Source organism: Streptomyces luteolifulvus (assembly GCF_008806595.1).
Classification (GTDB): domain Bacteria; phylum Actinomycetota; class Actinomycetes; order Streptomycetales; family Streptomycetaceae; genus Streptomyces; species Streptomyces luteolifulvus.
This window is the reverse complement of record NZ_VZRB01000028.1, coordinates 1-23,987: the sequence shown is the minus strand read 5'-3', so window position 1 is coordinate 23,987 and position 23,987 is coordinate 1. Positions and strand designations below refer to the sequence as shown.

Sequence of the window (23,987 nt, the reverse complement as noted above, 5' to 3'; positions counted from 1 at the left end):
CCACCGCTACAGCGGTGATCACCCGCATCGAGCGGGAGCTGCGCACGGACTCGGGGCTCGCCCTCGACCTGCCGCCCCGTCTGCTGGACCGGGAGTTCGGCCAGGGCAAGGTCGTGCGTTTCGAGGATGTCGACTTCCCCATGACACTCACTCACGAACCGACCCGCCGCTTCCTGAGCGAGACGGGCCTGCCGGAGGACAGCTTCCTCTTCCACCTCGACACCGACCTGCCGCTGCCGACCCTCGCCGAGTACTGCACCGAAGCCGACTGGGTGACCGAACTCCCCGACCGTCCGGACCACTTGATACGCCTGGGGAATCTGACGGAGGACAACAGCCTGGTCGTGGACGGCACCACGGGCGCGATCCTCGCCTGGAGCGAGCCCGAGGCCATCCTGCACCCGCTGACCACGGACATCTCGATGCTCGCGTTCGCGCTGTGGCTGCTCCAGCCTGAAACCGACGACGACAACGTCGATGAACTCTTCATGTTCCACAACGGAACAAGGTTCTGGCCGCCTTCGGGTATCTTCTCCATGACGAAGGACACCGAGGCGTTCGTGAATCAGGTCTTCGAATTCGGTGCAGACGCAGAGATGCGGTTCAGCTTGCGGGATGACGAGAGTCCGCTGGGTTCCGACTCGCTAGGCTTTGTGGACATCTCCCGCACTGAGTCCAATGGGGAACACACAGGCGACTTCGAAGGCGGCGAGGGCGGGTCCTACACGCTGACGTACCGCGTCGGGGACCTGGACCTCTAGATCACCATGGACGGATGACCGAAGGGGTGACCCCTCGTGGGGCCACCCCTTCGTTTTTGCCTGGTCAGGCAGGCAGAGACCGTGGCGGGATTCGAACCCGCGTAACTCGCGTTGCAGGCGAGCCCCTGAACCGCTCGGGCACACGGTCGGGTCGGTGGAGGCCTGTGCTTCCGTTCCGGACTCGGTGAAACGACCGTAGGGCGGGGCGGGGAAGGGGCTCAAGGGCAGCGCGGGTGCTGCAACGGGACTGCCATGCGCCGTTCATGAAAGCCGTGGGAGTACGACCAAGGTCCCAGTGCCGGGGGACCTTTCGACAGGGGTCAAGGCAGGGCTTGGCCCTTACTCTGGCGGACATGAACGGCCTGGAACCCGCTGACACGGACGTCGCGGACACCCCTGACCTGCGCTCGGACGGCGAGCGTGACGAGCGCGTGCTGGGGCGCTCGTACCGCGCGCTGAGCGTCGGGATCGTCTCCGTCGTGCTGCTGATCGCCTTCGAGGCGACCGCCGTGGGGACCGCCATGCCGGTTGCGGCGCGAGAGCTGGACGGGGTGTCGCTGTACGCGTTCGCGTTCTCGGGGTACTTCACGACCAGCCTGTTCGGGATGGTGCTCGCCGGTCAGTGGTCGGACCGGCGGGGGCCGCTGGGCGCGCTGACCACGGGCATCGCCGCCTTCGCCGCCGGTCTGCTGCTCGCGGGGACGGCGAGCGCGATGTGGCTGTTCGTGGTGGGGCGGGCCGTGCAGGGGCTCGGCGGTGGACTGGTGATCGTGGCGCTGTACGTCGTTGTCGGGCGGGCCTATCCGGAGCGGCTGCGGCCGTCGATCATGGCGGCGTTCGCGGCGAGCTGGGTGGTTCCCTCGGTCGTCGGCCCGCTCGCGGCGGGCACCGTGACCGAACACCTGGGCTGGCGCTGGGTGTTCGTCGGGATCCCGGTGCTCGTGGTGTTCCCGCTGGCGCTCGCCCTGCCTCAGATACGGCGCCGGGCGTCCGGGGCGGTCGACGGCTGCGCCGAGGGCGCCTCCTTCGACCGTCGTCGTATCCGGCTCGCCCTCGGCATCTCCCTCGGTGCCGGGCTGCTCCAGTACGCCGCCCAGGACCTGCGGTGGCTGTCGCTGCTCCCGGCAGCCGCGGGGGCCGCGCTGCTCGTGCCGGCCGTGCTGGGGCTGCTCCCGCGCGGCACCTGGCGGGCGGCGCGCGGGCTGCCGTCCGTGGTGCTGCTGCGCGGTGTAGCCGCGGGCTCGTTCATCGCTGCCGAGTCCTTCGTGCCGCTGATGCTGGTCACCCAGCGGGGGCTGTCCCCGACGCTGGCCGGGTTCTCGCTCGCGGCGGGCGGCGGGACGTGGGCGCTGGGGTCGTGGGTGCAGTCGCGGGCGCGGCTGGAGCCGTACCGGGAACGGCTGATGACGCTGGGCATGATCCTGGTGGCGGCCGCGATCGCCGTCGCGCCGAGTGTGCTGATCGACTCCGTGCCCGCGTGGACCGTGGCCGTCGCCTGGGGCTTCGGCTGCTTCGGGATGGGCCTGGTGATCTCGTCCACCAGTGTGCTCCTGCTGCAGCTCTCCGCCCCGGAGGAGGCCGGCACCAACTCCGCCGCCCTGCAGATCTCCGACGGCCTGTGCAACGTCCTCCTCCTGGCCGCCGGCGGCACCGCGTTCGCGGCCCTGGGCGGCGGCACGGCCACCCACGCGACGACGCAGGCCTCCGGCTCCCATCCGGCCGCGTTCGCGGCGGTGTTCCTGCCGATGGCGGGGGTGGCGCTGATGGGGGCGTGGGTGACGACGCGGCTGCGGGCGCGTGAGCCACGGCCGCTCGCCGTGGGGTGATCACAGGGGGTAGCGGCCGGAGCGGGTGCGCTCCGCTGGGGCGGCTCACCTGGATGCACTCTGGTCTGTTGAGAAGGCCAGCGTGCGAACTCCCCCTGGCAACAGCAACGGAAGCGGCACCGGCAGTGGCGACGGTCAACGGCACCGGCATGGGCCCCGCTCCCACGCCTGATTCCGCTTCCGCACACCCCTACCTCGCCCTCGCCCAGGTCGCCTTCGGCCGTCGGCCACCCTGAACAAGTGAACGTGGGCCGCCCGGCCCGGCCGCACCGCCTGGCTCGCCGCCGCCACCTTCCTCGCCGTGAACGGGGTCGATCCCGCCGGTGTCGACCAGGATGCGGCGTACGCGCTGGTCATCGATGTCGCCTCCGGTGTGGAGGCGGATGTGGCCGGGATCGCGCGGCGGCTGCGGCAGTTGTGACGTGGGTCCCACCTGCGGGCTACGCGGCTTTGTCCGCGCGTTGGCGGCGGTGGGCCGCCGGTAGGGTGGCCCGGTTGTCATACCCGCCGAGCCGTCCGACCCCACAACTCACCGACCCGTCCGCCCGTCGCCCACCGCCGCCGCGCCCGCCGAGCCGTTCGCCCGTCAGCCACCACCGCTCACCCCGCCGAGCCGCCCGACCCCTTAACGGAGACCGTGACTACCACCGCCGCCTCCTCCGCCTCGCACTCCCACCATCTCTCTCCCGCCTTTCCCGGCCGTGCCCCCTGGGGTACCGCCAGCAAGCTGCGTGCCTGGCAGCAGGGGGCGATGGACAAGTACATCCGGGAGCAGCCGCGTGACTTCCTCGCGGTGGCGACGCCCGGCGCCGGGAAGACGACGTTCGCGCTGACGCTCGCCTCCTGGCTGCTGCACCACCATGTCGTGCAGCAGGTGACCGTGGTCGCGCCGACCGAGCACCTGAAGAAGCAGTGGGCCGAGGCGGCGGCCCGGATAGGCATCAAGCTGGACCCCGAGTACAGCGCGGGCCCGCTCGGCAAGGAGTACCAGGGCGTCGCGGTCACCTACGCGGGCGTGGGCGTGCGGCCCATGCTGCACCGCAACCGGGTCGAGCAGCGCAAGACCTTGGTGATTCTGGACGAGATCCATCACGCCGGTGACTCCAAGTCGTGGGGCGAGGCCTGTCTCGAGGCCTTCGAGCCCGCCACGCGGCGCCTCGCGCTCACCGGTACCCCCTTCCGGTCCGACACCAACCCCATCCCCTTCGTGGCGTACGAGGAAGGGAACGACGGGATCCGGCGGTCCGCGGCCGACTACACCTACGGGTACGGGAACGCGCTCGCCGACCATGTCGTGCGGCCCGTCATCTTCCTCTCCTACAGCGGCAGCATGCGCTGGCGGACCAAGGCCGGCGACGAGATCGCCGCCCGGCTCGGCGAGCCCATGACCAAGGACGCCGTCAGTCAGGCCTGGCGCACCGCCCTCGACCCGCGCGGCGAGTGGATGCCGAGCGTGCTGCGCGCCGCCGACAAGCGGCTGACCGAGGTCCGCAAGGGCATCCCGGACGCCGGCGCCCTCGTCATCGCCTCGGACCAGGACTCGGCCCGGGCCTACGCCAAGCTCATCCGGGAGATCACCGGCAACAGGGCGACCCTCGTGCTGTCCGACGACGCGGGCGCGTCCGACCGGATCGACGAGTTCAGCAGCAACAACGACCGCTGGATGGTCGCCGTCCGGATGGTGTCCGAGGGCGTGGACGTGCCCCGGCTCGCGGTGGGCGTGTACGCCACCACCATCTCGACGCCTCTGTTCTTCGCACAGGCCGTCGGCCGCTTCGTGCGGTCGAGGCGCCGCGGCGAGACCGCCTCCGTGTTCCTGCCCACCATCCCCGACCTGCTCACCTTCGCCAACGAGATGGAGGTCGAGCGCGACCACGCCCTCGACAAGCCGAAGAAGGAGGGCGAGGAGGACCCGTACGCCGAGTCCGAGAAGGAGATGGAGGAGGCGAACAAGGAGCAGGACGAGGACACCGGCGAGCAGGAGCAGTTCGCCTTCGAGGCGCTGGAGTCCGAGGCCGTCTTCGACCGGGTGCTGTACGACGGGGCCGAGTTCGGTATGCAGGCCCACCCCGGGAGCGAGGAGGAGCAGGACTACCTCGGCATCCCCGGGCTCCTCGAACCCGACCAGGTGCAGCTGCTGCTGCAGAAGCGGCAGGCCCGGCAGATCGCGCACAGCCGCAGGAAGCCGGACGCGGAGGCCGATCTGCTGGAGCTGCCCGCCGAGCGACGGCCGGTGGTCAGCCACAAGGAGATGATGGAGCTGCGCAAGCAGCTCAACACGATGGTGAGCGCCTACGTCCACCAGAGCGGCAAGCCGCACGGGGTCATCCACACGGAGCTGCGCCGCGTCTGCGGCGGCCCGCCGAGCGCCGAGGCCACCGCCGGGCAGCTGCGGCAGCGGATCGCCAAGGTGCAGGAGTGGGCCACGCGGATGCGGTGACGCCGGTTACCGGGAGTAACGAACCGCGCGGTACGCCGTACATATAAGGGCAAAGGGTGCGATTCCATCCTTAGTGCTGCCCGGATTCTGGACGGAGCCTTCCGCTCAGCGAACCTGCTTCGCTAATGTCCCGCTACGCACACGCCCCGTGGCAGCGCCGCCGCGGAGCGCAGCCGTGAAGCGACGCGGCCCGGACAAGGACGGGCCGCCGACCGATCGGCGGCCTCTGACGCGCGTCACTGACGGGACTCGGTGACGCATTTCCCGCGGCGGGGGCTGCCGACCTCACCACCGAAGGATGTGGGCGTCGTGACCGCGGAGACCTCTCAGACGCTTGACCGGGGACTGCGCGTCCTCAAACTGCTCGCCGACACGGACCACGGGCTGACCGTCACCGAGCTTTCCCACAAACTCGGCGTGAACCGGACCGTTGTGTACCGGTTGCTCGCCACACTGGAACAACATGCGCTCGTACGGCGTGACCTGGGCGGACGTGCCCGGGTCGGGCTCGGGGTGCTGAGGCTGGGCCGCCAGGTGCACCCCCTGGTGCGCGAGGCCGCACTGCCCGCGCTCCGGTCGCTGGCCGAGGACATCGGGGCGACCGCACATCTGACGCTGGTGGACGGGTCGGACGCGCTCGCCGTGGCCGTGGTGGAGCCGTCGTGGACGGACTACCACGTGGCCTACCGGGCCGGCTTCCGCCACCCGCTGGACCGGGGTGCCGCGGGCCGGGCGATCCTCTCCGCACGGCAGAAGCCCCCGCAGGACCCCGGCTACACGCTCACGCACGGCGAGCTGGAGGCGGGTGCGAGCGGGGCGGCCGCGCCGCTGCTCGGGGTCACGGGTGTCGAGGGCAGCGTCGGGGTCGTGATGCTGGCGGACTCCGTCCCGGAGCGGGTGGGGCCGAGGGTCGTGGACGCGGCACGAGAGGTCGCCGACGCACTGCGCTGAACCGAGAGGACCTGGAGGGGGCCCGGAGGTGGCCTGCGGGGACTTGTGGGGGAGTGGACCGGCCCCGGCCGGATCTCGTCGCCACGTTAGATTGATCCCGTGCTCTCTCGCCTCACACGCTCCCAGGCCGTCGCCGTCTGTGCCGCGCCCGTCGTGGCCCTGCTCGCCACGGCCGCGTTCGCGCCGCTGCCGTTCTCGCTGACGCAGCCCGGCCTGACGGCGAACGTGCTCGGCGAGAACAAGGGCACCCCGGTGATCACCATCTCCGGCGCCCCGACCCGCACGACGAGCGGGCAGCTGCGGATGACGACCATCGAGGCGACCAACCCGGACACGCGCGTGACGCTCGGCGAGGTGATCGACGCCTGGTTCGCCGAGGACGAGGCCGTCATGCCGCGCGACTCGGTCTACCCGAGCGGCAAGACCACCAAGGAGATCGAGCAGCACAACACCGAGCAGATGAAGGAGTCCCAGGACGCCGCCACCGAGGCCGCGCTGAACTACCTCGACCTCAGTGAGAAGGACGTCAAGGTGACACTGAATCTCGCCGACGTCGGCGGCCCGAGCGCCGGACTCTTGTTCACCCTCGGCATCATCGACAAGCTGGACGGCGACGGCAGCGGCGGCGACCTCACGGGCGGCCGCACGATCGCCGGTACGGGCACGATCGACGCCGACGGGAAGGTCGGCGCGGTCGGGGGCGTGGCCCTGAAGACACAGGCCGCGCGGCGGGACGGGGCGACGGTGTTCCTCGTGCCGAAGGCCGAGTGCGGCGACGCCAAGTCCGAACTGCCCAAGGGGCTGCGCCTGATCCCGGTGACGACCCTGAACAGCGCGGTGAACTCGCTGGCGGCACTGGAGAAGGGGAAAGGTTCCGTCCCGAGCTGCTAGGTGTATTGCTCACGAGCATGGTTGACAGCGTTGCAAAGAACCCTCTGCAACGACTTCTTTGTCGGTCTCTCTCAGTCCAACCCCCGTGGCCGCAGCAGCAGTTCGGCCAGTGACGCGAGCCAGTCGAGCAGCAGGGCCAGGGCGACGGTGAGGATCGAGCCGAGCACCAGGACCGGCATACGGTCGGTGGAGATGCCGGCGGCGATCAGTGTCCCGAGGCCGCCGCCCCCGCCGAACGCCGCCAGGGTCGCCGTACCGACATCGAGGACCAGGGCCGTACGCACGCCCGCCAGGATCAGCGGGACGGCGAGCGGCAGTTCCACGCGGGTCAGCACCTCCCGCGGGGACATACCGATGCCGCGGGCCGCTTCCAGCAGCGTCGGGTCGTTCGCCTTCAGGCCCGCCACGGTGTGGGACAGCACCGGCAGAACGGCGTAGACGATCATGGCGATCAGGACGGCCGTCCGTCCGGTGCCCAGCCAGATGACCAGCAGGGCGAGCAGACCGATCACCGGGGCCGCCCGGCCCAGGCGGACCGCCTCCCGCACCGCCGGGGCCGCACTCCGCAGCGCCCCGCGCGTGAGCAGGACGCCCAGCGGGAGCGCGATGACCAGCACGAAGAAGGTGGAGATCACGGTCAGCTCGACGTGCTGCCACAGTGCCTCGGCCACCCGGCCGTCCGACAGCGCCCGCTCGGCGACCGGGTCCAGGTCGGCCTGAAGGAACCACAGCCAGGTCGCCAGGAGCAGCGCAACCAGCAGGGCGGGCAGGAGGGTCAGCTTCTGCCAGGTGACATGTCGTGTGGCGCGTCGTGCGACACGTCGTTCGGGCGGAGCCGGCGCCTCACCTGCTTCCGGGTCCGTCTGCTCTTCCTGCCACTCGGGGGTGGTCACGTCATCTGCCCTCCGCCCTCGCCCTCCTGCTCGGCGTGCGTCTGCGTGGCCCGCATCTCCTCCAGTGCGTGCCGCGTCTCCATCGCCTCCAGCCGGTCGGCCTCCAGCAGCTCGTGCACCGTGTTCATGAGCGTCTCCACATCGACGACTCCGGCGTACTCGCCGCGTCTCCCGGTCACCGCGACCCGCCCCGCACTGTCGGTCAGCACCGCTTCCAGGGCGTCCCGCAGGGTCGCGTCCCGGGGAACCGTGTCGTTCACCAGCGTTCCGGCCCGGGCCAGCGAGCCCTTGGCGCGCATCAGATCGCCGCGCCTGAGCCACTTGTAGGGGCGCCCCCGCTGGTCGAGCAGCAGGATCTCGTTCGTCACGCTGGCCCGGAGTTTGTTGAAGATCTCCTGGAGCGGGTCGTCGACCGTCAGCGTCGGGTAGGCGGCGATGTCCACCTCCCGTACGCGGGTCAGGCTCAACCGCTTCAGTGCCGCCCCGCCGCCGGCGAATCCGGACACGAAGTCGTCGGCCGGGTTGGTGAGGATCGACTCCGGGGTGTCGTACTGCGCGATGTGCGAGCGTTCGCGCAGTACGGCGATCCGGTCGCCCAGTCTGATCGCCTCGTCGAAGTCGTGTGTGACGAAGACGATCGTCTTGTGCAGCTCGCCCTGGACTCTGATCAGCTCGCCCTGGAGGTGGTCGCGGGTGACCGGGTCGACCGCGCCGAACGGCTCGTCCATCAGCAGCACCGGCGGATCGGCCGCCAACGCCCGTGCCACGGCCACGCGTTGCCGCTGACCGCCGGAGAGCCCGCGCGGATGGCGGTCCCGGAACTCGACGGGGTCGAGGCCGACCAGGTCGAGCATCTCCTCCACCCGCGCCCTGATCCGTGCCCTCGGCCAGCCGCTCATCTCCGGTACGAGCGCGATGTTCTGGGCGACCGTCATGTGCGGGAACAGTCCGCTCGCGCGGGTCACGTACCCGATCCTCCGGCGCAGCCCCACCGGATCCATGGCGCCGACGTCCTCGCCGCCCACGCGGACCCGGCCGCCGGTCGGCTCGACCAGCCGGTTGATCATCTTGAGGATCGTGGACTTGCCGCATCCGGACGGCCCGACGAGGACGGCGGTCTCGCCCGCCCGGATCGTCAGGGTGACGTTGTCGACGACGGGCTGCGGACTGCCCGGGTACCGCTTGGTCAGCTGCTCCAGTTCGACCGTGGCCGCGGTGGTGCCCGACTGCAGCCCGGCGGGCTCAGACACGGGTTCCCCCGGGCGCACGGATGCCGCCGGAGATCGTCAGCCGCCCGACGAGGACGTACACGACGTCGAACAGCAGGGTCAGGATGATGATCCCGAGTGTGCCCGCGAGCACCTCGTTGAGCGCGTTCTCGCCGTCCGGGAAGGCGAGCCCGCGAAAGATCTCCTTGCCGAGCCCGGGGCCGGAGGCGTACGCGGCGATCGCGGCGATCCCCATCAGCATCCGTGTCGAGACCCGGATCGCGGTCAGGATCGGCGGCCAGGCCAGCGGCAGCTCGACCCGGGCCAGCCGCATCGGCCGGGACATGCCGATGCCGGTGGCGGCCTCCACCAGCGACGGGTCGACCGCGCGCAGCCCGACGACGGTGCTGCGCATGACCGGCATCAGCCCGAACAGGGTCAACGCGATCACCGTGGGCGCAGTGCCGAGTCCCACGACCGGGACGAGCAGCCCGATCACGGCGAGCGCGGGAAGGGCCAGGACGGCCGAGGAGGCCGTGGTCGCGAGGCTGCCCGCCCGCTCGCTGCGACAGGTGACGAGGCCGGTCAGTACCCCGAGCAGGGTCGCCATGACCATGGACAGGAAAACGATGCCCGCCTGTTCGCCGGCGTCCGTCAGCAGCTGCTGGTGGCGGTCGCCCAGGTACTCCCAGAAGCTCACATCCGCTCACCCCCTGCGAGGGCCTGCCCGGCCAGTTCACTCCCGTCCGTCGCGGTCCTCCGCCGCCTGTTCCACCAGCGGGATGATCCGCAGCGGAACAGGGTTCTCCATCACGATCGCGGTGGCGGCCCGGACGATCCCATCAAAACCGACGACGAGGTCGATGACGCGCTGGAGATCGGCGTTCGAGCGGGCCACGAGCCGGCACAGCATGTCCCCGTTGCCGGTGGTCGTGTGCAGCTCCAGCACCTCCGGCACGGTCGCCAAGTGCGCCCGTACGTCCGGTCCTTGCCCCTGCCGGATCTGCAGCGTGGCGAACGCGGTCACCGGATAGCCGAGCGCCGCGGGATCGACCTGGGGCCCGAACCCGCGGATGACGCCATTCGACTGAAGCCGGTCCAGGCGCGCCTGGACGGTTCCCCGGGCCACCCCCAGCCGCCGGGACATCTCCAGCACCCCGATGCGCGGCTCCCTCGCCAGCAGCAGGATGATCCGCCCGTCCAGATGATCGATCGCCACGGCCCGCCTCCAGTGGTCATCTTGTACAGAAAGCCCGCAGAAACGGACCCTGCACTGCTCATGTTGTCCAGCGGATACGCAAACTATTGCGCACCTTGCGGGGTGGGGCGAGGCTTCCGCTATGACACAGACCACAGACCACACTCCCGACACCGCACGGCGGGCCGACCCCTTCCCGGTCAAGGGAATGGACGCGGTCGTGTTCGCCGTGGGCAACGCCAAGCAGGCGGCGCACTACTACTCCACCGCCTTCGGCATGCGGCTCGTCGCGTACTCCGGACCCGAGACCGGCAGCCGCGAGACCGCCTCGTACGTGCTGACCAACGGCTCGGCACGCTTCGTCCTCACGTCGGTCATCAAGCCGTCCACCCCCTGGGGCCACTTCCTCGCCCAGCATGTGGCCGAGCACGGCGACGGCGTCGTCGACCTCGCGATCGAGGTCCCGGACGCCCGCGCCGCCTACACGTACGCGATCGAGCACGGCGCCCGTTCGGTGGCCGAGCCGTACGAGATGAAGGACGAGCACGGCACGGTCGTCCTCGCCGCGATCGCCACCTACGGCGAGACCCGCCACACCCTGGTCGAGCGGACGGGCTACGACGGTCCGTACCTCCCCAACTTCGTCGCGGCCGACCCGATCGTCGAACCGCCCGCCCAGCGCACCTTCCAGGCCATCGACCACTGCGTCGGCAACGTCGAACTCGGCCGGATGAACGAGTGGGTCGGCTTCTACAACAAGGTCATGGGCTTCACGAACATGAAGGAGTTCGTGGGCGACGACATCGCGACCGAGTACAGCGCGCTGATGTCGAAGGTCGTCGCCGACGGCACGCTCAAGGTCAAGTTCCCGATCAACGAGCCCGCGATCGCCAAGAAGAAGTCCCAGATCGACGAGTATCTGGAGTTCTACGGCGGCGCCGGCGTCCAGCACATCGCGCTCAACACCAACGACATCGTGCAGACGGTACGGACGATGCGGGCGGCCGGGGTGCAGTTCCTCGACACCCCCGACTCGTACTACGACACCCTGGGGGAGTGGGTCGGCGACACCCGCGTCCCGATCGAGACCCTGCGCGAGCTGAAGATCCTCGCCGACCGCGACGAGGACGGCTATCTGCTCCAGATCTTCACCAAGCCGGTCCAGGACCGGCCGACCGTGTTCTTCGAGATCATCGAGCGGCACGGCTCGATGGGCTTCGGCAAGGGCAACTTCAAGGCCCTGTTCGAGGCGATCGAGCGGGAGCAGGCCAAGCGCGGCAACCTCTAGATCCCGTCAGCTCTCCTCGTCCTCGTCCTCGTACTCGTCCTCACCCTCGTCGTCGTCCGTGGGCGGGCCCTCCGCCGGGGGCTCGCCCAGCTCCGCCAGCGCCGCGCGGGCCTTCGGCGCCCACAGTGGTGAGAAGTACGGGTTGATCCGCAGCGCCTCCTGAAGATGCCGCCGCGCGGGCCCCTGCTGTTGCAGGGCCCGCTCGATCATGCCCCGGTGGTAGACGTACAGTGCGCTGCGCACCCCGCCTCCGTGCACCTTGTCCGTCGCCGCCGTGGCGAACGTCAGCGCCTCCTCGTCCTCCCCGGCCCGGTGCAGTGCCCAGCCCAGCGCGTCGGCCACCGCGATCCCGGGCTGCCGCTCCCACTCCGCCCGCAGCCGCCGTACCGCCGCCTGCGCGTCGCCGTGGTCCGCCTCGAACTGCCCGAGCACCAACTCCTCGTCGGCCCCGCCCTCGGCGGCCCCGCGCACCCGCTCCCGCAGCAGGTCGTACTGCACCCGCGCCGGGTGCCGCAGCCCCAGCGACTCGTACAGCTCGCCGAGTTCCAGCGCGTACTGCGGCGAGGGCTGCTTCTCCAGGGCGACCCGGTACGTGTTCAGCGCCTCCGTCGTCCGCCCCAGCGCCGCCAGCACCCTGGCCTCCCCGGCCCGCGCGGCCCACTGGTCGGGGTCGATGCGCGACGCCTCCCGGAAGTACCGCAGCGCCTCCTCGCGGTCCCCGCGCTCCCAGGCCAGCTGCCCGGCCCGCTCCAGCCACGCCGCCCGTTCGGCGGGCGCCCGGGCCGCCGCCGCGGCGTCGTGGAGCGCGGCCGCCGCGTCCTCGCGCCGGCCCCGGTCGCGGTAGACGGCCGCGGCCCGCGCCAGCACCGCCGGCCCGGAACGCAGCTCCAGCAGTTCCTCCAGGGCCCGGTCGGCGGCCTTGTAGTCGCCGAGACCCGTACAGGCGTCGATCAGCAGCGGATACGTCGTCCACCGCTTCGCGTCCAGCTTCCGCGCGGCCTCCGCCCACGTGCGGGCCTCGGGGAAGTCCCGGCGCGCGTTCGCCAGGGCCGCCAGGCCGAGGAGCGCCTCCGCGTTCTCCTCCGGGCGCGCCTTCAGCGACATGCGCAGCGCCTGGTCGGCCTTCGGGTAGTACGAGGCGTCCGCGGTCCGCCGCCCCTGCTCCACATAGGCCGCCCCGAGCACCGCCCACGACTGCGCGTCCCCGGGATGCGCCCGCAGATGGGCCTCCCGCTCGTCGATCAGCACCGCGAGGTCGGGCAGCGCGGCGGGCACCCCGTCGTTCACCGCCGTGAGGGCCTGCGCCCCCGCGGCCGGAGCGGGCGCCTGGTGCGCCGCACCGCCCCAGAGCAGCAGCGTCAGTGTCCCGCCGAGCACGGCGCACCCGGCGACCGCGCCGATGATCAAGCCTCGCCCGCGACCGGGCGCGGGTGCCGGCGCGGGTGCCTCCTCCTGGTTCTCCATGGCGTTCACTGTGGTCCGTACCAGCAGGTCACCACGGCATACGGCGGTCGGCGCAGACGGGGTTCACACCGATGGCCCCCGGTGCGAGGCTTGGATCATGAGCCGTATCGAAGCGCCTCACGACGAAGTGACCGGCAACCTGCTGGACCGTCTGCTCAGCGGTCTGCCCGCCGAGGCCGTCCTGACCGACCCCCACGTCACGGCCTCCTACGCCAACGACATGGCCAGCTTCTGCCCGGCCGGCTCCCCGGCGGTCGTCGTGCTCCCGCGCACGGTCGAACAGGTCCAGCACGTCCTGCGCATCGCCACCGAGCTACGTGTCCCGGTCGTCCCGCAGGGCGCCCGTACCGGCCTGTCGGGCGGGGCCAACGCCTCCGACGGCTGCATCGTGCTGTCCCTGACGAAGATGGACCGCATCCTCGAGATCAGTCCCGTCGACCGCATCGCCGTCGTCGAGCCGGGCGTCATCAACGCCGCCCTCTCCCGCGCGGTCGGCGAACACGGCCTGTACTACCCGCCGGACCCGTCCAGCTGGGAGATGTGCACCATCGGCGGCAACATCGGCACCGCCTCCGGCGGCCTGTGCTGTGTGAAGTACGGGGTGACGGCCGAGTACGTCCTCGGTCTGGACGTCGTGCTGGCCGACGGGCGGCTCATGTCCACCGGCCGCCGCACGGCCAAGGGAGTCGCCGGGTACGACCTCACCCGGCTGTTCGTCGGCTCCGAGGGTTCGCTCGGCATCGTCGTACGGGCGATCCTGGCCCTCAAGCCCAAGCCGCCCGAGCAGCTGGTGCTCGCGGCCGAGTTCGCGTCCGGGGCCGCCGCCTGCGACGCCGTGTGCCGGATCATGGCGGGCGGCCATGTGCCGTCCCTGCTGGAACTGATGGACCGTACGACGGTCAAGGCGGTCAACGACCTCGCGCACATGGGCCTGCCGGAGAGCACGGAGGCGCTGCTGCTCGCGGCCTTCGACACCCCGGATCCGGCCGCGGACCTCGCCGCTGTCGGCGCGCTGTGCGAGGCCGCCGGCGCCACCCAGGTCGTACCGGCCGACGACGTCGCCGAGTCCGAACTGCTTCTGAAGGCAAGGCGGCTGTCCCTCACCGCGCTGGAGGCGGTCAAGGGCACGACGATGATCGACGACGTGTGCGTGCCCCGGTCACGGCTCGGCGACATGCTCGAAGGGGTCGAGCGGATCGCCCAGAAGCACCGGCTCACCATCGGCGTCGTCGCGCACGCAGGCGACGGCAACACCCACCCGACGGTCTGCTTCGACGCCCAGGACCCCGACGAGTCCCGGCGCGCCCGCGAGTCCTTCGACGAGATCATGGCCCTCGGCCTGGAGCTGGGCGGCACGATCACCGGCGAGCACGGCGTGGGCGTCCTGAAGAAGGAGTGGCTGGCGCGTGAGATCGGCCCGGTGGGGGTGGAGATGCAGCAGGCGGTCAAGACGGCCTTCGACCCGCTCGGCATCCTGAATCCGGGCAAGCTGTTCTGACGCACCGATGCGCGTCACTCCCCGTCCAGTGAGTCCTCCGAGGGCCATGGTTCGCACAGCCACAGCTCGTCGGCCGGCGTCGGGGTGAGCAGCTCGGCGAGGATGTCGTCGATGCCCAGCCGGTCGGCTTCCCGGCCCGGCGGGACCACCCGCAGCGTGCGCTCCACCCAGGCCGACACCTGCGCCGCCGGGGCCTCCAGAAGTGCGTCCCCGCCCGGCGAACTCAGCGCCATCAGAACGACGCTGCGCCCCGCGGCCTTCGTCGGCCACACCCGCACGTCCCCGTGCCCGCACGGCCGGAACACCCCCTCCACCAGCAGATCGCGGGCGAACGTCCAGCTCACCGGGTGCTCGGAGCCGATATGGAAGGTGATGTGGACGGCGTACGGATCGTCGCTGAAGTAGCTCAGCCGCGCGGGGACCGCGACGCTGCGCTCGGGCGACAGGATGAGCTTGAGCTCCATTTCCCGCTCTACAACCTTGTCCATGGGGTGGGTTCCTCTCTCGCTTTCTCGCTCTCTCGTGACGCGCGTACGGCCGTGGCGGTGGGCGCGTACGAGAGGAGAGAGGGGGCGCGAGGCCGGGCATTACGCGGGTTCGACGAACTTTTTTTACGACCGTGTTCGCGGACTCTCCGGTCGTGAGAGGAGCGTGCGCGAGGTTGCCCGGAAAGGGTGGGTCGAGTGGGACTGGCGGTGGTCGTTGCGCCGGTCTGATAGATGTTGAGGCCCCCAGTTGACCCCCGAGCAGATACGGGACGACGGACATGAGCGCCCCAACCCCGGCCCCCGGTGACGACAGGCCCCGCGAAGGGTATTACCCGGACCCGTCCATTCCTGGATATGTCCGGTACTGGAACGGTGCCGCCTGGGTGCCGGGCACCAGCCGTCCGGCGCCGACGGGCGGTGAGCCGCTCGCTCCGCCGTCCGCCGCCGCGCCCGCTCCGGCCCCGGTCGAGGCGACGGGCCCGCACTTCTTCGACGAGGACCCGGCCGGCGCGCCCTCGGCGGCGGACGCCCAGCACGGCAGCCGCCCCGAAGCGGCGTCCGCCTGGGGCGCCGACCGCGCCCAGCAGTCCGGCTTCGGCGGCGACCACGACCGCAGGGTCTCCTGGGGTGCCCCGCAGGACGCCGACCCCCGCCGGCCGGACGGCAACTCCGCCCGCACGGACGGCACGGCCACCGTCCCGCCCACGGAGACACCCGCGACCGACTCCGCCGGCACCTTCGTGTTCCGCAGGCCTGCGGCGGGGCCGGGGCAGACCGAGGCTGCTTCGGGCACGGATGCGAGCGACGACGGCACCATGGTGTTCCGGCCGGCTGCCCCGCGCACGGGGCAGCAGTACGGGGCGCCCGGGGCGCAGGCCGGGGGCGCGAGCACGGCGGGGCCGTCCGCGCAGGCCGGTGGCTCCGGTGGTGCGGAAGTGCCCGCCGCCGATCCGGCCGCGGAGGCGGGCGGCGGGTCCGCGGCGGCCGGAAGGCCGGACGCGCCCGGCTTCGGCGCCGGGAAGGCCGCATCGGCCCGCGCCGCGGCGGCCCAGACGGCGGCAGGCGGCGCAGCCGCCCAGGCTTCCCCCGCCGCCCCGACGGCACTCTCCGGCCCCCAGCAGACTCCGGCGTCCCCGGCGGCCTTCTCCGGTCCCCAGCCAACTCCGCCGTCCCCGGCCGCCCCCGCGCCGCAGACCACCGCCCCGGCCGTGCCCGCCCAGCCCGGCGCCCCCCAGCCGGAAGCCGCGGCCGCCACCCCCGTGACCAGTGGTCCCGGCGGCGGTCAGTCCTCCTGGGCGCAGCAGGTGCACCAGTTGGCCGGGGGTGACGAGCAGCCCGTCACGCCCTGGAAGCCGCCGGTCGAGGACATCTTCCAGGCGGCCGCACGGCGTCAGGCGGCGGCCAGGCCCGCGGGACTCGGCAAGCGGCTGGCCGCCCGGCTGATCGACACGTTCGTCCTCGCCGGCGTCACCGCCGTGGCCGCCGTACCCCTCGGCACACGGGCGGTCGACCACATCAACGAGAAGATCGACGCGGCCAAGCTCTCCGGACAGACCGTCACCGTCTGGCTGCTCGACGGCACGACGTCGGCGTACCTCGGCATCGTCCTGGCAGTCCTGCTCGTCTTCGGTGTTCTCTACGAGGCGCTGCCCCACGCCAAGTGGGGCCGTACGCTCGGCAAGAAGCTGCTCGGGCTGGAGGTGCGGGACATCGAGGCCCACGAGCCTCCGACGTTCGGAGCGGCGCTGCGCCGCTGGCTCGTCTACAGCGTGCCCGGTCTGCTCGGCGTCGGTGTCGTCGGCGTCGTGTGGTGTCTGTTCGACCGGCCGTGGCACCAGTGCTGGCACGACAAGGCCGCGCATACGTTCGTGGCGGGGTGACCGTGTACGCCGTCCGGAGCACCTGACGCGGTACTCCGGACGGCCGCTCGCCGGATGCGGAGCCGGGGCGTTCGCGGTCGACTCGGGCCATGAGCAGCGAACCGCCGCCCGGCTCGGGTCAGCAGCCACCGGAAGACGACCGTTTCAGGAAACCCCCGTCCGGCGCTCCCGGAGAGGGCTCGGGCTCGCCGTACGACGCCCCCCAGGGCGGCCAGCCGCCGCCCTTCCAGGGCGGGTCCTACGGCGGTGGCGGCGCCCCGCACGGCGGCGCTCCCGGCGACCCGCTGGCCGGCATGCCGCCGCTCGCGGACAGCGGCAGACGCACGCTCGCCAGGATCATCGACATGATCCTGGTGGGCATCGTCGTCTGGCTGCTCACCTGGGGCTTCAACGTCCGTGAGTACGAGGTGGACAGCGACAAGATCGAGGTGAGCAAGTCCTTCGCGCAGTCGGTGATCGCCGCCGTCCTCTACATCGCCTACGACACCGTCATGATTGCCAGATCGGGGCAGACGCTCGGCAAGAAGTGGCTGCGCATGCGGGTGGCCGACCTTGACAACGGCGCCACGCCCTCCGTGCAGTCCACGCTGATCCGCTCGTCGGTGCTGTGGATTCCGTTCGCCTTCTGCTGCGCCTGCATCTGGACCGCGATCGCGGGCGGCTGGAGCTACTTCGACAAGCCCTACAAGCAGGGCCTGCACGACAAGGCCGCCAAGACGGTGGTGGTCAGCGTCGGCTGACCTCGCCTCAGGAAGCGGCGCGCTCGTGCACGGGCTCGGTCGCCGCGGCCACCGTGGCCGGAACCGGCGTCTGCTCCGCGTGCATGGTGGCGGCGCGCCGGGGAGCCTCGGCGACGCTCTGCCTGGGCAGCGGCACCGTCATGGCGACGAGGAGTCCGAGGGCGAGCGCCGAGACGGCGATGACCGCGATCCCCACACCCGAACTCGTCTGTGACAGCAGCAGCATGGCGAGCGTCGAGAAGATCACGGTGCACGAACCGTAGGCGAGCTGTGCGGCGGTCGGACGAGGCATGGCAATCGTGTCCTCGGAATCGGGGGTACACGGGGGGCGTCGGCCTGGCTTTGCGCCGATGTCCGGGCGTTCCGCCAATCGACTCTAACCGGCTGAATGCCCGAGCGGAACGAACAGTAAGCGTGACCTAACCAACAGTGCCGGTGCACAGGGGGCGCACGGAGTCATGGCGTCCATCAAGTGGACCTACGCGCGCGCCGGTCGGGCGTCCGCAAAGCGAACGGCGGCTCCGCATAGTGCACTTGTCCTGTGCAAGTCAAGGTCTGTCTTTTCCGGTGAACCTCTAGTCAAATGTCGTCACTTGACTACACGCGTTGATCACGCGCGCGCGGACCTTGCCTGACCACCATCCCCCTCCGCGCGCACGAACGCGGGGGAGGATCTCAAGTGACCAGTAGACCCTGGACGTTCAGAGCGGCCGCGATCGGTGTCGCGCTCGCGGCGGCCACCGCCACGTTCTCGACGTTCGCCGTGGCGGAGGCCCGCACGACGGCCGACTCAGCGGCACCGAACCGGCACGACCCGGCGCCGGTGAAACAGCAGAAGCACGACCTCGACGGTCCCCTCAGCAAGACCCAGGAGGCCCAGCGTCAAGAAGCCCTGAACCAGGTCATATCCGGCGACGCCAAGGTCAAGGACCGCAACGGCTCGCAGGTCGTCCAGCTCAAGAGCAAGAAGGGCGACAGCAAGTACGTCGAACTCGGCCGGGAGAAGACCGACAAGATCTTCACGATCCTGGTGGAGTTCGGCGACCAGATCGACCCGAAGTTCGGCGGCACCCCCGGCCCGCTGCACAACAAGATCGCCGCGCCGGACCGCCGCAAGGACAACAGCACGGCCTGGCAGAAGGACTACAACCAGAAGCACTACCGGAACCTCTACTTCGGCACCGGCAAGAAGACCGAGTCGCTGAAGAAGTTCTACGAGAAGCAGTCCTCGGGCCGCTACTCGGTGGCCGGTGAGGTCTCCGACTGGGTCAAGGTCCCCTACAACGAGGCCCGTTACGGCAACAACGCCTGCGGTGACACCAACTGCCCGAGCGTGTGGAACGTCGTGAGCGACGGCCTCACCTCCTGGGTCGCCCAGCAGAAGGCGGCCGGCAAGTCCGACGCCGACATCAAGGCGGACCTGGCCAAGTACGACCAGTGGGACCGCTACGACTTCGACGGCGACGGCAACTTCAACGAGCCCGACGGCTACGTCGACCACTTCCAGATCGTGCACGCCGGTGAGGACGAGTCGGCGGGCGGCGGCGTCCAGGGCACGGACGCGATCTGGGCCCACCGCTGGTACGCCTTCGGCACCGACGCCGGCGCCACCGGCCCGGACAACAACAAGCTGGGCGGCGCGCAGGTCGGCAGCACCGGCATCTGGGTCGGCGACTACACCATCCAGCCGGAGAACGGCGGACTCGGCGTCTTCGCCCACGAGTACGGCCACGACCTCGGGCTGCCGGACCACTACGACACGGCCGGCGGCGACAACTCCACCGGTTTCTGGACCCTGATGTCCTCCGGTTCCTGGCTCGGCCGGGGCAAGGACTCCATCGGCGACCTGCCGGGCGACTTCGGCGCCTGGGACAAGCTGCAGCTCGGCTGGCTGAACTACGACACGGCCAAGGCCGGCAAGCAGTCCACCCACAAGCTGGGCGTCGCCGAGTACAACACCTGGGACAAGCAGGCCCTCGTGGTCTCGCTGCCGGAGAAGGCGGTCACCACCACCATCGTGACCCCGGCTCAGGGCGCGACCCAGTGGTGGAGCGGCAGCGGCGACAACCTCAAGAACACGCTGTCCCGTTCCGTCGACCTCACCGGCAAGTCCTCGGCCGCGCTGACCCTGGCCGGCTGGTACGACATCGAGGCCAACTACGACTACCTCTACACCGAGGTGTCGACCGACGGCGGCGCCAACTGGACCGCGCTCGACGGCACGGTGGACGGCCAGCCGATCCCGCGTGACGGCAGCGACAAGCCGGTCCTGACCGGCACGGTCGACGGCTACAAGAAGCTGTCGTACTCCCTGGACGCCTACGCGGGCAAGAAGATCGATGTCCGCTTCCGCTACCAGACCGACGGCGGCGTGGCGCAGAAGGGCTTCGCGGCCGACGAGATCACGCTGACCGCCGACGGCGCCACCGTGTTCTCCGACAATGCCGAGACGGCGGACGCCGCTTGGACCGCGAACGGCTTCTCCCGCATCGGCGCGTCCTTCACCAAGGACTACGCGCAGTACTACATCGCCGAGAACCGCCAGTACGTGTCGTACGACAAGACCCTCAAGGTCGGCCCGTACAACTTCGGCTTCTCGACGACCCGTCCGGACTGGGTGGAGCACTACCCGTACCAGAACGGCCTGTTGATCTGGCAGTGGGACACCTCCCAGGCGGACAACAACACCAGCCAGCACCCGGGCACCGCCCTGATCATGCCGGTCGACGCGCACCCGAAGGCGCTGAAGTGGGCCGACGGCACGCTGATCCGCAACCGCATCCAGGCCTACGACTCGACGTTCGGCCTGAACCGCACGGACGGCATCACGCTGCACAAGGCGGACGTGGCGACCAAGATCAAGTCGTCGAAGGGTGTGTCGGTCTTCAACGACCACACGAGCACCTACTACGACGAGTCGAACCCGACCGGTGGCGTCAAGATCACTGACACCAACACCAAGATCAAGATCGTCCGGGAGGCCGAGGACGGCTCGAAGATCTGGCTCAAGATCGCCCCTGCGGTGAGGTAGTCAGCGTTTTAGCAGGTCAGAGCGCGATCGGCGGCAGCCCCTTGGCGGGTTGCCGCCGATCGTGTTTAGGTGCGTCCTGTGCCTCTCTTATTGACACTGACTTGCACGGGGGTGTGACCGCATGGCCGCAGGAGGTTTCTGCAAGCTGCCGTCAGGCAGCGTGGTGGTGGCACTGAACCTGCCCAGCCCCGCCGCCGACGGCTCGTCCGGAGTGCGTGTGCTCGTCCACGCGCAGAACCGGGCGCGCGCCCTGACCAGGCTGCGCAACCTCGGTATGCGCGCGATCTACCTCAGGGGCAACGCCGCGCCTCCGACCCCGGACGAGATCACGGCGGTCCTGCACCATCCGGACGGCCTGATATGGCGCACCGCACCGGACAACGGAGTCCTCACGACCGAGCTGTGGCGCCCGATCCGGGCCCTGCTGAGACAGCCCAAGGAGACCCCCGCAGTCCCCGCGGAGGCCCCGGAGAGACTCCTGGACCGTCCGGAGTGGCTCCTGGGCCGTCCCGAGAGGCGTCCGGAGTGGCTCCTGGACCGCTCCTAGTGCTGCTCCGCGCAAGTTCGTGGAGGGGTGTTGGGGCATCAGGAAGTTTTGAGCGGGGTGCCGTCGTAGGTCCAGCGGTAGGGCTTGGCGGTGGTGTTGTGGTTGATCACGTAGGTGTCCAGTTTGTCGATGAGGTCGTCGCGGCTGGAGAAGTCGCCGTGCCGCAGCACCCGGCGGGTCGTCGCTGAGAAGAACAGCTCGTCGGGTAGCGGGGACGCATTGCTGCGTCCCCGCCCCCTAAGAACCGGCCGTGCCCGTTTCCGGGCAACCGGCTCAAGCAAGCTCTATGGCTCGCGGGCTGGTCAGAAGTGCTGGCGTCTTGCCGATGCCGGTGGTCGGCCGACGGTGGCAGTGGGTGTGGATCAGGCGTGGGGTGGCGGGTTTGTCCGGCTTGCCGTTGCCCGCATCGGCGGTGATCGCGTGTTTGCGGATCGCGGTGCGGGTGACCTTGAGCCACTGTTCCCACTGGTCGGGGGTTTGCGGCTCGTGGTCGGCGTGCAGCAGCAGTCCTCCGCAGAGTGGACACCGGCCGTGCTGCTTCTGCAACAGGTGCAGGGTGCCTTTGCTCAGCGGGGGTTTTCCGCGGCGACGCCGCTTGGCCCAGAAGTCGGCCAGGGCGGGATCGTCGGTCGACGCCGTTCCTGGCACCATCCGGTGCCGGACGATCGGTGTCCAGGCGAACTTGTAGAGGTAGAAACCGCTGGTGCGGTCCCCGAACACCCACCTGTCCTGCCTGAACGGGTTGAACATGCCGAAGTACCGGTCGGTCACCCAGCGCTTCGACTTGTTCGGGTGGGAGAACTTGGCCCACTTGTAGACCAGCCTCCACACGTAGGCGTCCAGCGAGTTGAACGCCCGCTTGGACACCCCGATCCGGTAGTAGGCAGCCCAGCCCTTGATGATCGGGTTGAGCTTGGCGATCACCGCGTCGGCGTTGGCCCCGCGCAGGGCCAGCACCTCGGCGGCGAGCCGTTCCCGGATCCGCCGCAGGGCCGCATTGCTCGGCTTGGTCAGCAACTTGCCGCGATAGCGTCGGATGTTGAACCCCAGGAAGTCACAGCCCTCGTCGAGGTGGACGATGCGCGTCTTGTCCTCGTTGAAGGCCAGTCCCCGGGGCGTGAGCCACGCGGCCAGCCGTGCCTTGAGCTCCTCGGCCTGTTCCTGTGAATGGCACAGGGCGAGAAGGTCGTCGGCATAGACGACCAGAACCGGGGAGTCACGCGCCAAAATCGCGGCATCACTGCCGAGAGTCTGGTAGTGGACTCCAGCGGCCTTTCCCATTCCATGCAAAGCAATATTCAACAACGCGGGACTGATCACCCCGCCCTGGGGAGTTCCCTCCACGGTGGGGGCGAACCAACCTTCCTCGACCACACCCGCCTTCAGCCACCCGGCGATCATCCCCCTTCCGGGGAAGGAACCCAGTGACGCGAGCAGGTACTCGTGGTCGATCCGGTCGAAAGCCGCTTTCAAGTCGGCGTCGAGCACCCACCGGCGTTTGGCATTCTTGCCACTCGCCGTCGTGTGGATGGCCACGATCGCGTCATGACAGCCACGACCGGGACGGAAACCGTAGACCTTCGGCTCCAGCCGCGCCTCCCACTCGGGCTCCAGTGCATTCAGCGCCAGAGCCTGAAGGCATCTGTCGGCGATCACGGGAATTCCGAGCGGACGTTGTTTTCCATTCGCTTTGGCGATATAGACCCGCCTGACGGGTTTGGGTTTCCACGGGGCCGCGCCATGCTGCACCCAGTCGGCCAACTCGGCCTTGCCCTGGGGCAGCAGGACGACTTTCCCGTCGATGCCCGCCGTCTTGCGGCCAGCGTTGACCTCCGTGACGCGCCGCACACTCGCGAGTGTGTTGGCGCGGGAGCGGAGCATCAACTTCTGCAGGTTCCTGACCTTGGCCAGGTCTCCTGCCTGCGATGCCGTGAAGATGCGCTGCCGCAGACGCCGTACGTCGTCCTCGACCCTGCGCCAGTCGATCGACGGCCAGTCGGTGATCTCGTCCTCAGGTCCGTTCGCCATGCCGGGGGCGGTGGCTGCGGCTTGAGCCGCGCCGGCCGTCTGTGTCGTCACGGCGTCCAACTTGCCCTTCGGTTCCGGTGTCTTCGGTCATCGTCTCTTCACAAGCTCACCAGACCCACGTCAGCACCCTTTCAGGTCGGAGCATCAGCCCCTATCCGGCCAGTTATGCGGGGACCGCCGACGGAGGTGTCGGCATGTGGTTCCCGGTTTCCTGCTGCCTTTCGGCCACCGGCATTCGCTTGCTGGGTCTTCCTGCGCCCGCTGGAGAGTTGGGCCTTCCTTGCGGTTGGCTTACCAGACCAGAACTGCGTGGCCTGGACTCCATCGGGGTTGTCACGTTCCGCATGAGAGAGATGCTGCCGGGGAGGGTGCCCTCTGCACCCCGGGGACGGCGGTGCACTCCCGACCGGTCAGATATCTCCGGTCGGCGCCTGCCGCTTTCCAACGGCCAGTCCCTATCTCCCGCTGAAACAACCCATCGGCGAGAGTGCTCATGACGAGGCATCATCAAGGGTTCATTCGCATTCACCCGTCCGGCATTTCCCAGCCTGTAACCCCCGGATGGAACGGGAATCCTTGGGCAGTTCCCCAGGCTTCGCACCCCGCGATTACTCGCAACGCACGCTGGGGCGGGAACGAGCCCTGCGCACTGGCTCGGGTCCTACACCTTCGACATCAGTCGAACCTCCTCGGTGATTCCCACTCTCCTCAAGCGACTTCGTGTCGCACGACCTGGTTCAGCCAGGAAGCGTGCGGCGGAGTCCAGTGCACCGTCCATCTCGGATGGTCGGCCAGCCACTTCTTGGTGTGCCTGGCGGTGTGGGAGGAACCGTTGTCCAGGACGACGTGTATGTC

Annotated in this window: 19 protein-coding genes, 1 tRNA gene and 2 pseudogenes; 11 read left to right on the top strand and 11 right to left on the bottom strand. The window is 70.0% G+C overall.

Annotated elements, in window-relative coordinates:
* Positions 1–44: 44 nt before the first annotated feature.
* Positions 45–458, top strand: a pseudogene (locus F7R91_RS43095) (SUKH-4 family immunity protein); the annotation flags it as partial.
* Between the two features lie 379 nt (positions 459–837).
* On the opposite strand, the gene F7R91_RS30995 reads toward F7R91_RS43095, so the two are convergent.
* Positions 838–909 (bottom strand) — tRNA-Cys (locus tag F7R91_RS30995).
* Positions 910–1,114: 205 nt separating this feature from the next.
* Between F7R91_RS30995 and F7R91_RS30990 the strand changes: the two genes are divergently transcribed.
* The 4 genes from F7R91_RS30990 (at position 1,115) to F7R91_RS30970 (ending at position 6,869) form a co-directional block, all read left to right on the top strand.
* Positions 1,115–2,587, top strand: a complete 1,473-nt coding sequence (locus tag F7R91_RS30990) for an MFS transporter (RefSeq protein ID WP_150954373.1) — start codon at positions 1,115–1,117, stop codon at positions 2,585–2,587.
* A 637-nt stretch (positions 2,588–3,224) separates the two neighbouring features.
* Complete coding sequence (locus tag F7R91_RS30980; RefSeq protein ID WP_150954370.1) at positions 3,225–5,027, top strand: DEAD/DEAH box helicase; 1,803 nt, start codon at positions 3,225–3,227, stop codon at positions 5,025–5,027.
* Positions 5,028–5,336: 309 nt separating this feature from the next.
* Positions 5,337–5,978, top strand: a complete 642-nt coding sequence (locus F7R91_RS30975) for an IclR family transcriptional regulator (protein WP_150954367.1) — start codon at positions 5,337–5,339, stop codon at positions 5,976–5,978.
* A 99-nt stretch (positions 5,979–6,077) separates the two neighbouring features.
* Positions 6,078–6,869 carry a S16 family serine protease gene (locus tag F7R91_RS30970; protein ID WP_150954363.1) on the top strand — a complete coding sequence of 264 codons (792 nt, stop codon included), beginning with the start codon at positions 6,078–6,080 and terminating at the stop codon, positions 6,867–6,869.
* Positions 6,870–6,940: 71 nt separating this feature from the next.
* On the opposite strand, the gene F7R91_RS43090 is transcribed toward F7R91_RS30970, so the two are convergent.
* The 4 genes from F7R91_RS43090 to F7R91_RS30950 are packed head-to-tail and all read right to left on the bottom strand — an operon-like array spanning position 6,941 to position 10,189.
* Positions 6,941–7,762, bottom strand: a complete 822-nt coding sequence (locus F7R91_RS43090; RefSeq protein ID WP_150954360.1) for an ABC transporter permease — start codon at positions 7,760–7,762, stop codon at positions 6,941–6,943.
* Positions 7,759–9,012, bottom strand: coding sequence for an ABC transporter ATP-binding protein (locus F7R91_RS43085; RefSeq protein ID WP_150954357.1), 1,254 nt, complete (start codon positions 9,010–9,012; stop codon positions 7,759–7,761). The genes F7R91_RS43090 and F7R91_RS43085 overlap by 4 nt, the downstream gene beginning before the upstream one ends.
* Positions 9,005–9,670 carry an ABC transporter permease gene (locus tag F7R91_RS30955; RefSeq protein WP_150954354.1) on the bottom strand — a complete coding sequence of 222 codons (666 nt, stop codon included), beginning with the start codon at positions 9,668–9,670 and terminating at the stop codon, positions 9,005–9,007. The genes F7R91_RS43085 and F7R91_RS30955 overlap by 8 nt, the downstream gene beginning before the upstream one ends.
* Positions 9,671–9,706: 36 nt before the next feature.
* Positions 9,707–10,189 (bottom strand): Lrp/AsnC family transcriptional regulator, encoded by a 483-nt coding sequence (locus tag F7R91_RS30950; RefSeq protein ID WP_150954351.1) that lies wholly within the window; start codon positions 10,187–10,189, stop codon positions 9,707–9,709.
* A 121-nt stretch (positions 10,190–10,310) separates the two neighbouring features.
* Here F7R91_RS30950 and hppD point away from each other — a divergent pair, with 121 nt between their 5' ends.
* Positions 10,311–11,456, top strand: a complete 1,146-nt coding sequence (hppD, locus tag F7R91_RS30945; RefSeq protein ID WP_150954348.1) for a 4-hydroxyphenylpyruvate dioxygenase — start codon at positions 10,311–10,313, stop codon at positions 11,454–11,456.
* Positions 11,457–11,462: 6 nt separating this feature from the next.
* Here hppD and F7R91_RS30940 read toward each other — a convergent pair whose 3' ends face one another.
* Positions 11,463–12,920 carry a tetratricopeptide repeat protein gene (locus tag F7R91_RS30940; RefSeq protein ID WP_150954345.1) on the bottom strand — a complete coding sequence of 486 codons (1,458 nt, stop codon included), beginning with the start codon at positions 12,918–12,920 and terminating at the stop codon, positions 11,463–11,465.
* 97 nt (positions 12,921–13,017) lie between these two features.
* Here F7R91_RS30940 and F7R91_RS30935 point away from each other — a divergent pair, with 97 nt between their 5' ends.
* Positions 13,018–14,418, top strand: coding sequence for an FAD-binding oxidoreductase (locus F7R91_RS30935; RefSeq protein WP_150954342.1), 1,401 nt, complete (start codon positions 13,018–13,020; stop codon positions 14,416–14,418).
* Positions 14,419–14,432: 14 nt separating this feature from the next.
* Here F7R91_RS30935 and F7R91_RS30930 read toward each other — a convergent pair whose 3' ends face one another.
* Positions 14,433–14,906, bottom strand: coding sequence for an SsgA family sporulation/cell division regulator (locus F7R91_RS30930; protein WP_150954339.1), 474 nt, complete (start codon positions 14,904–14,906; stop codon positions 14,433–14,435).
* Between the two features lie 278 nt (positions 14,907–15,184).
* Between F7R91_RS30930 and F7R91_RS30925 the strand changes: the two genes are divergently transcribed.
* Together F7R91_RS30925 and F7R91_RS30920 are read left to right on the top strand one after the other, a co-directional pair.
* Positions 15,185–16,786, top strand: a complete 1,602-nt coding sequence (locus F7R91_RS30925) for an RDD family protein (RefSeq protein WP_150954336.1) — start codon at positions 15,185–15,187, stop codon at positions 16,784–16,786.
* Between the two features lie 89 nt (positions 16,787–16,875).
* Positions 16,876–17,526: an RDD family protein gene (locus F7R91_RS30920; protein WP_150954333.1), complete on the top strand. Its 651-nt coding sequence runs from the start codon at positions 16,876–16,878 to the stop codon at positions 17,524–17,526.
* Positions 17,527–17,533: 7 nt separating this feature from the next.
* Here the strand turns inward: F7R91_RS30920 and F7R91_RS30915 are convergent, their stop codons facing one another.
* Positions 17,534–17,818, bottom strand: coding sequence for a hypothetical protein (locus F7R91_RS30915; protein WP_191971698.1), 285 nt, complete (start codon positions 17,816–17,818; stop codon positions 17,534–17,536).
* Positions 17,819–18,205: 387 nt separating this feature from the next.
* Between F7R91_RS30915 and F7R91_RS30910 the strand changes: the two genes are divergently transcribed.
* On the top strand, positions 18,206–20,557 hold the full coding sequence (locus tag F7R91_RS30910; RefSeq protein ID WP_150954331.1) for an immune inhibitor A domain-containing protein: 2,352 nt from the start codon (positions 18,206–18,208) through the stop codon (positions 20,555–20,557).
* A 121-nt stretch (positions 20,558–20,678) separates the two neighbouring features.
* Positions 20,679–20,993 (top strand): annotated as a pseudogene (locus F7R91_RS30905) (hypothetical protein); the annotation flags it as partial.
* 149 nt (positions 20,994–21,142) lie between these two features.
* Here the strand turns inward: F7R91_RS30905 and F7R91_RS43885 are convergent.
* The 3 genes from F7R91_RS43885 to F7R91_RS30890 all read right to left on the bottom strand — a co-directional run bounded on the left by F7R91_RS43885 (position 21,143) and on the right by F7R91_RS30890 (position 23,972).
* Complete coding sequence (locus tag F7R91_RS43885) at positions 21,143–21,274, bottom strand: hypothetical protein (RefSeq protein WP_269144776.1); 132 nt, start codon at positions 21,272–21,274, stop codon at positions 21,143–21,145.
* 103 nt (positions 21,275–21,377) lie between these two features.
* The gene (ltrA, locus tag F7R91_RS30895) at positions 21,378–23,183 is read right to left on the bottom strand and encodes a group II intron reverse transcriptase/maturase (RefSeq protein ID WP_408056074.1); all 1,806 of its coding nucleotides are present in this window, start codon (positions 23,181–23,183) and stop codon (positions 21,378–21,380) included.
* Positions 23,184–23,840: 657 nt separating this feature from the next.
* Positions 23,841–23,972 (bottom strand): transposase, encoded by a 132-nt coding sequence (locus F7R91_RS30890; RefSeq protein WP_225320873.1) that lies wholly within the window; start codon positions 23,970–23,972, stop codon positions 23,841–23,843.
* Positions 23,973–23,987: the final 15 nt, after the last annotated feature.

What these genes read in the sequence shown, in the direction of transcription:
- F7R91_RS30935 (WP_150954342.1), top strand. Translation starts at nt 13,018, where the DNA reads ATGAGCCGTATCGAAGCGCCTCACGACGAAGTGACCGGCAACCTGCTG.
- F7R91_RS30940 (WP_150954345.1), bottom strand. Translation starts at nt 12,920, where the DNA reads ATGGAGAACCAGGAGGAGGCACCCGCGCCGGCACCCGCGCCCGGTCGC.
- F7R91_RS30925 (WP_150954336.1), top strand. Translation starts at nt 15,185, where the DNA reads ATGAGCGCCCCAACCCCGGCCCCCGGTGACGACAGGCCCCGCGAAGGG.
- F7R91_RS30930 (WP_150954339.1), bottom strand. Translation starts at nt 14,906, where the DNA reads ATGGACAAGGTTGTAGAGCGGGAAATGGAGCTCAAGCTCATCCTGTCG.
- F7R91_RS30915 (WP_191971698.1), bottom strand. Translation starts at nt 17,818, where the DNA reads ATGCCTCGTCCGACCGCCGCACAGCTCGCCTACGGTTCGTGCACCGTG.
- hppD (WP_150954348.1), top strand. Translation starts at nt 10,311, where the DNA reads ATGACACAGACCACAGACCACACTCCCGACACCGCACGGCGGGCCGAC.
- F7R91_RS30920 (WP_150954333.1), top strand. Translation starts at nt 16,876, where the DNA reads ATGAGCAGCGAACCGCCGCCCGGCTCGGGTCAGCAGCCACCGGAAGAC.
- F7R91_RS30990 (WP_150954373.1), top strand. Translation starts at nt 1,115, where the DNA reads ATGAACGGCCTGGAACCCGCTGACACGGACGTCGCGGACACCCCTGAC.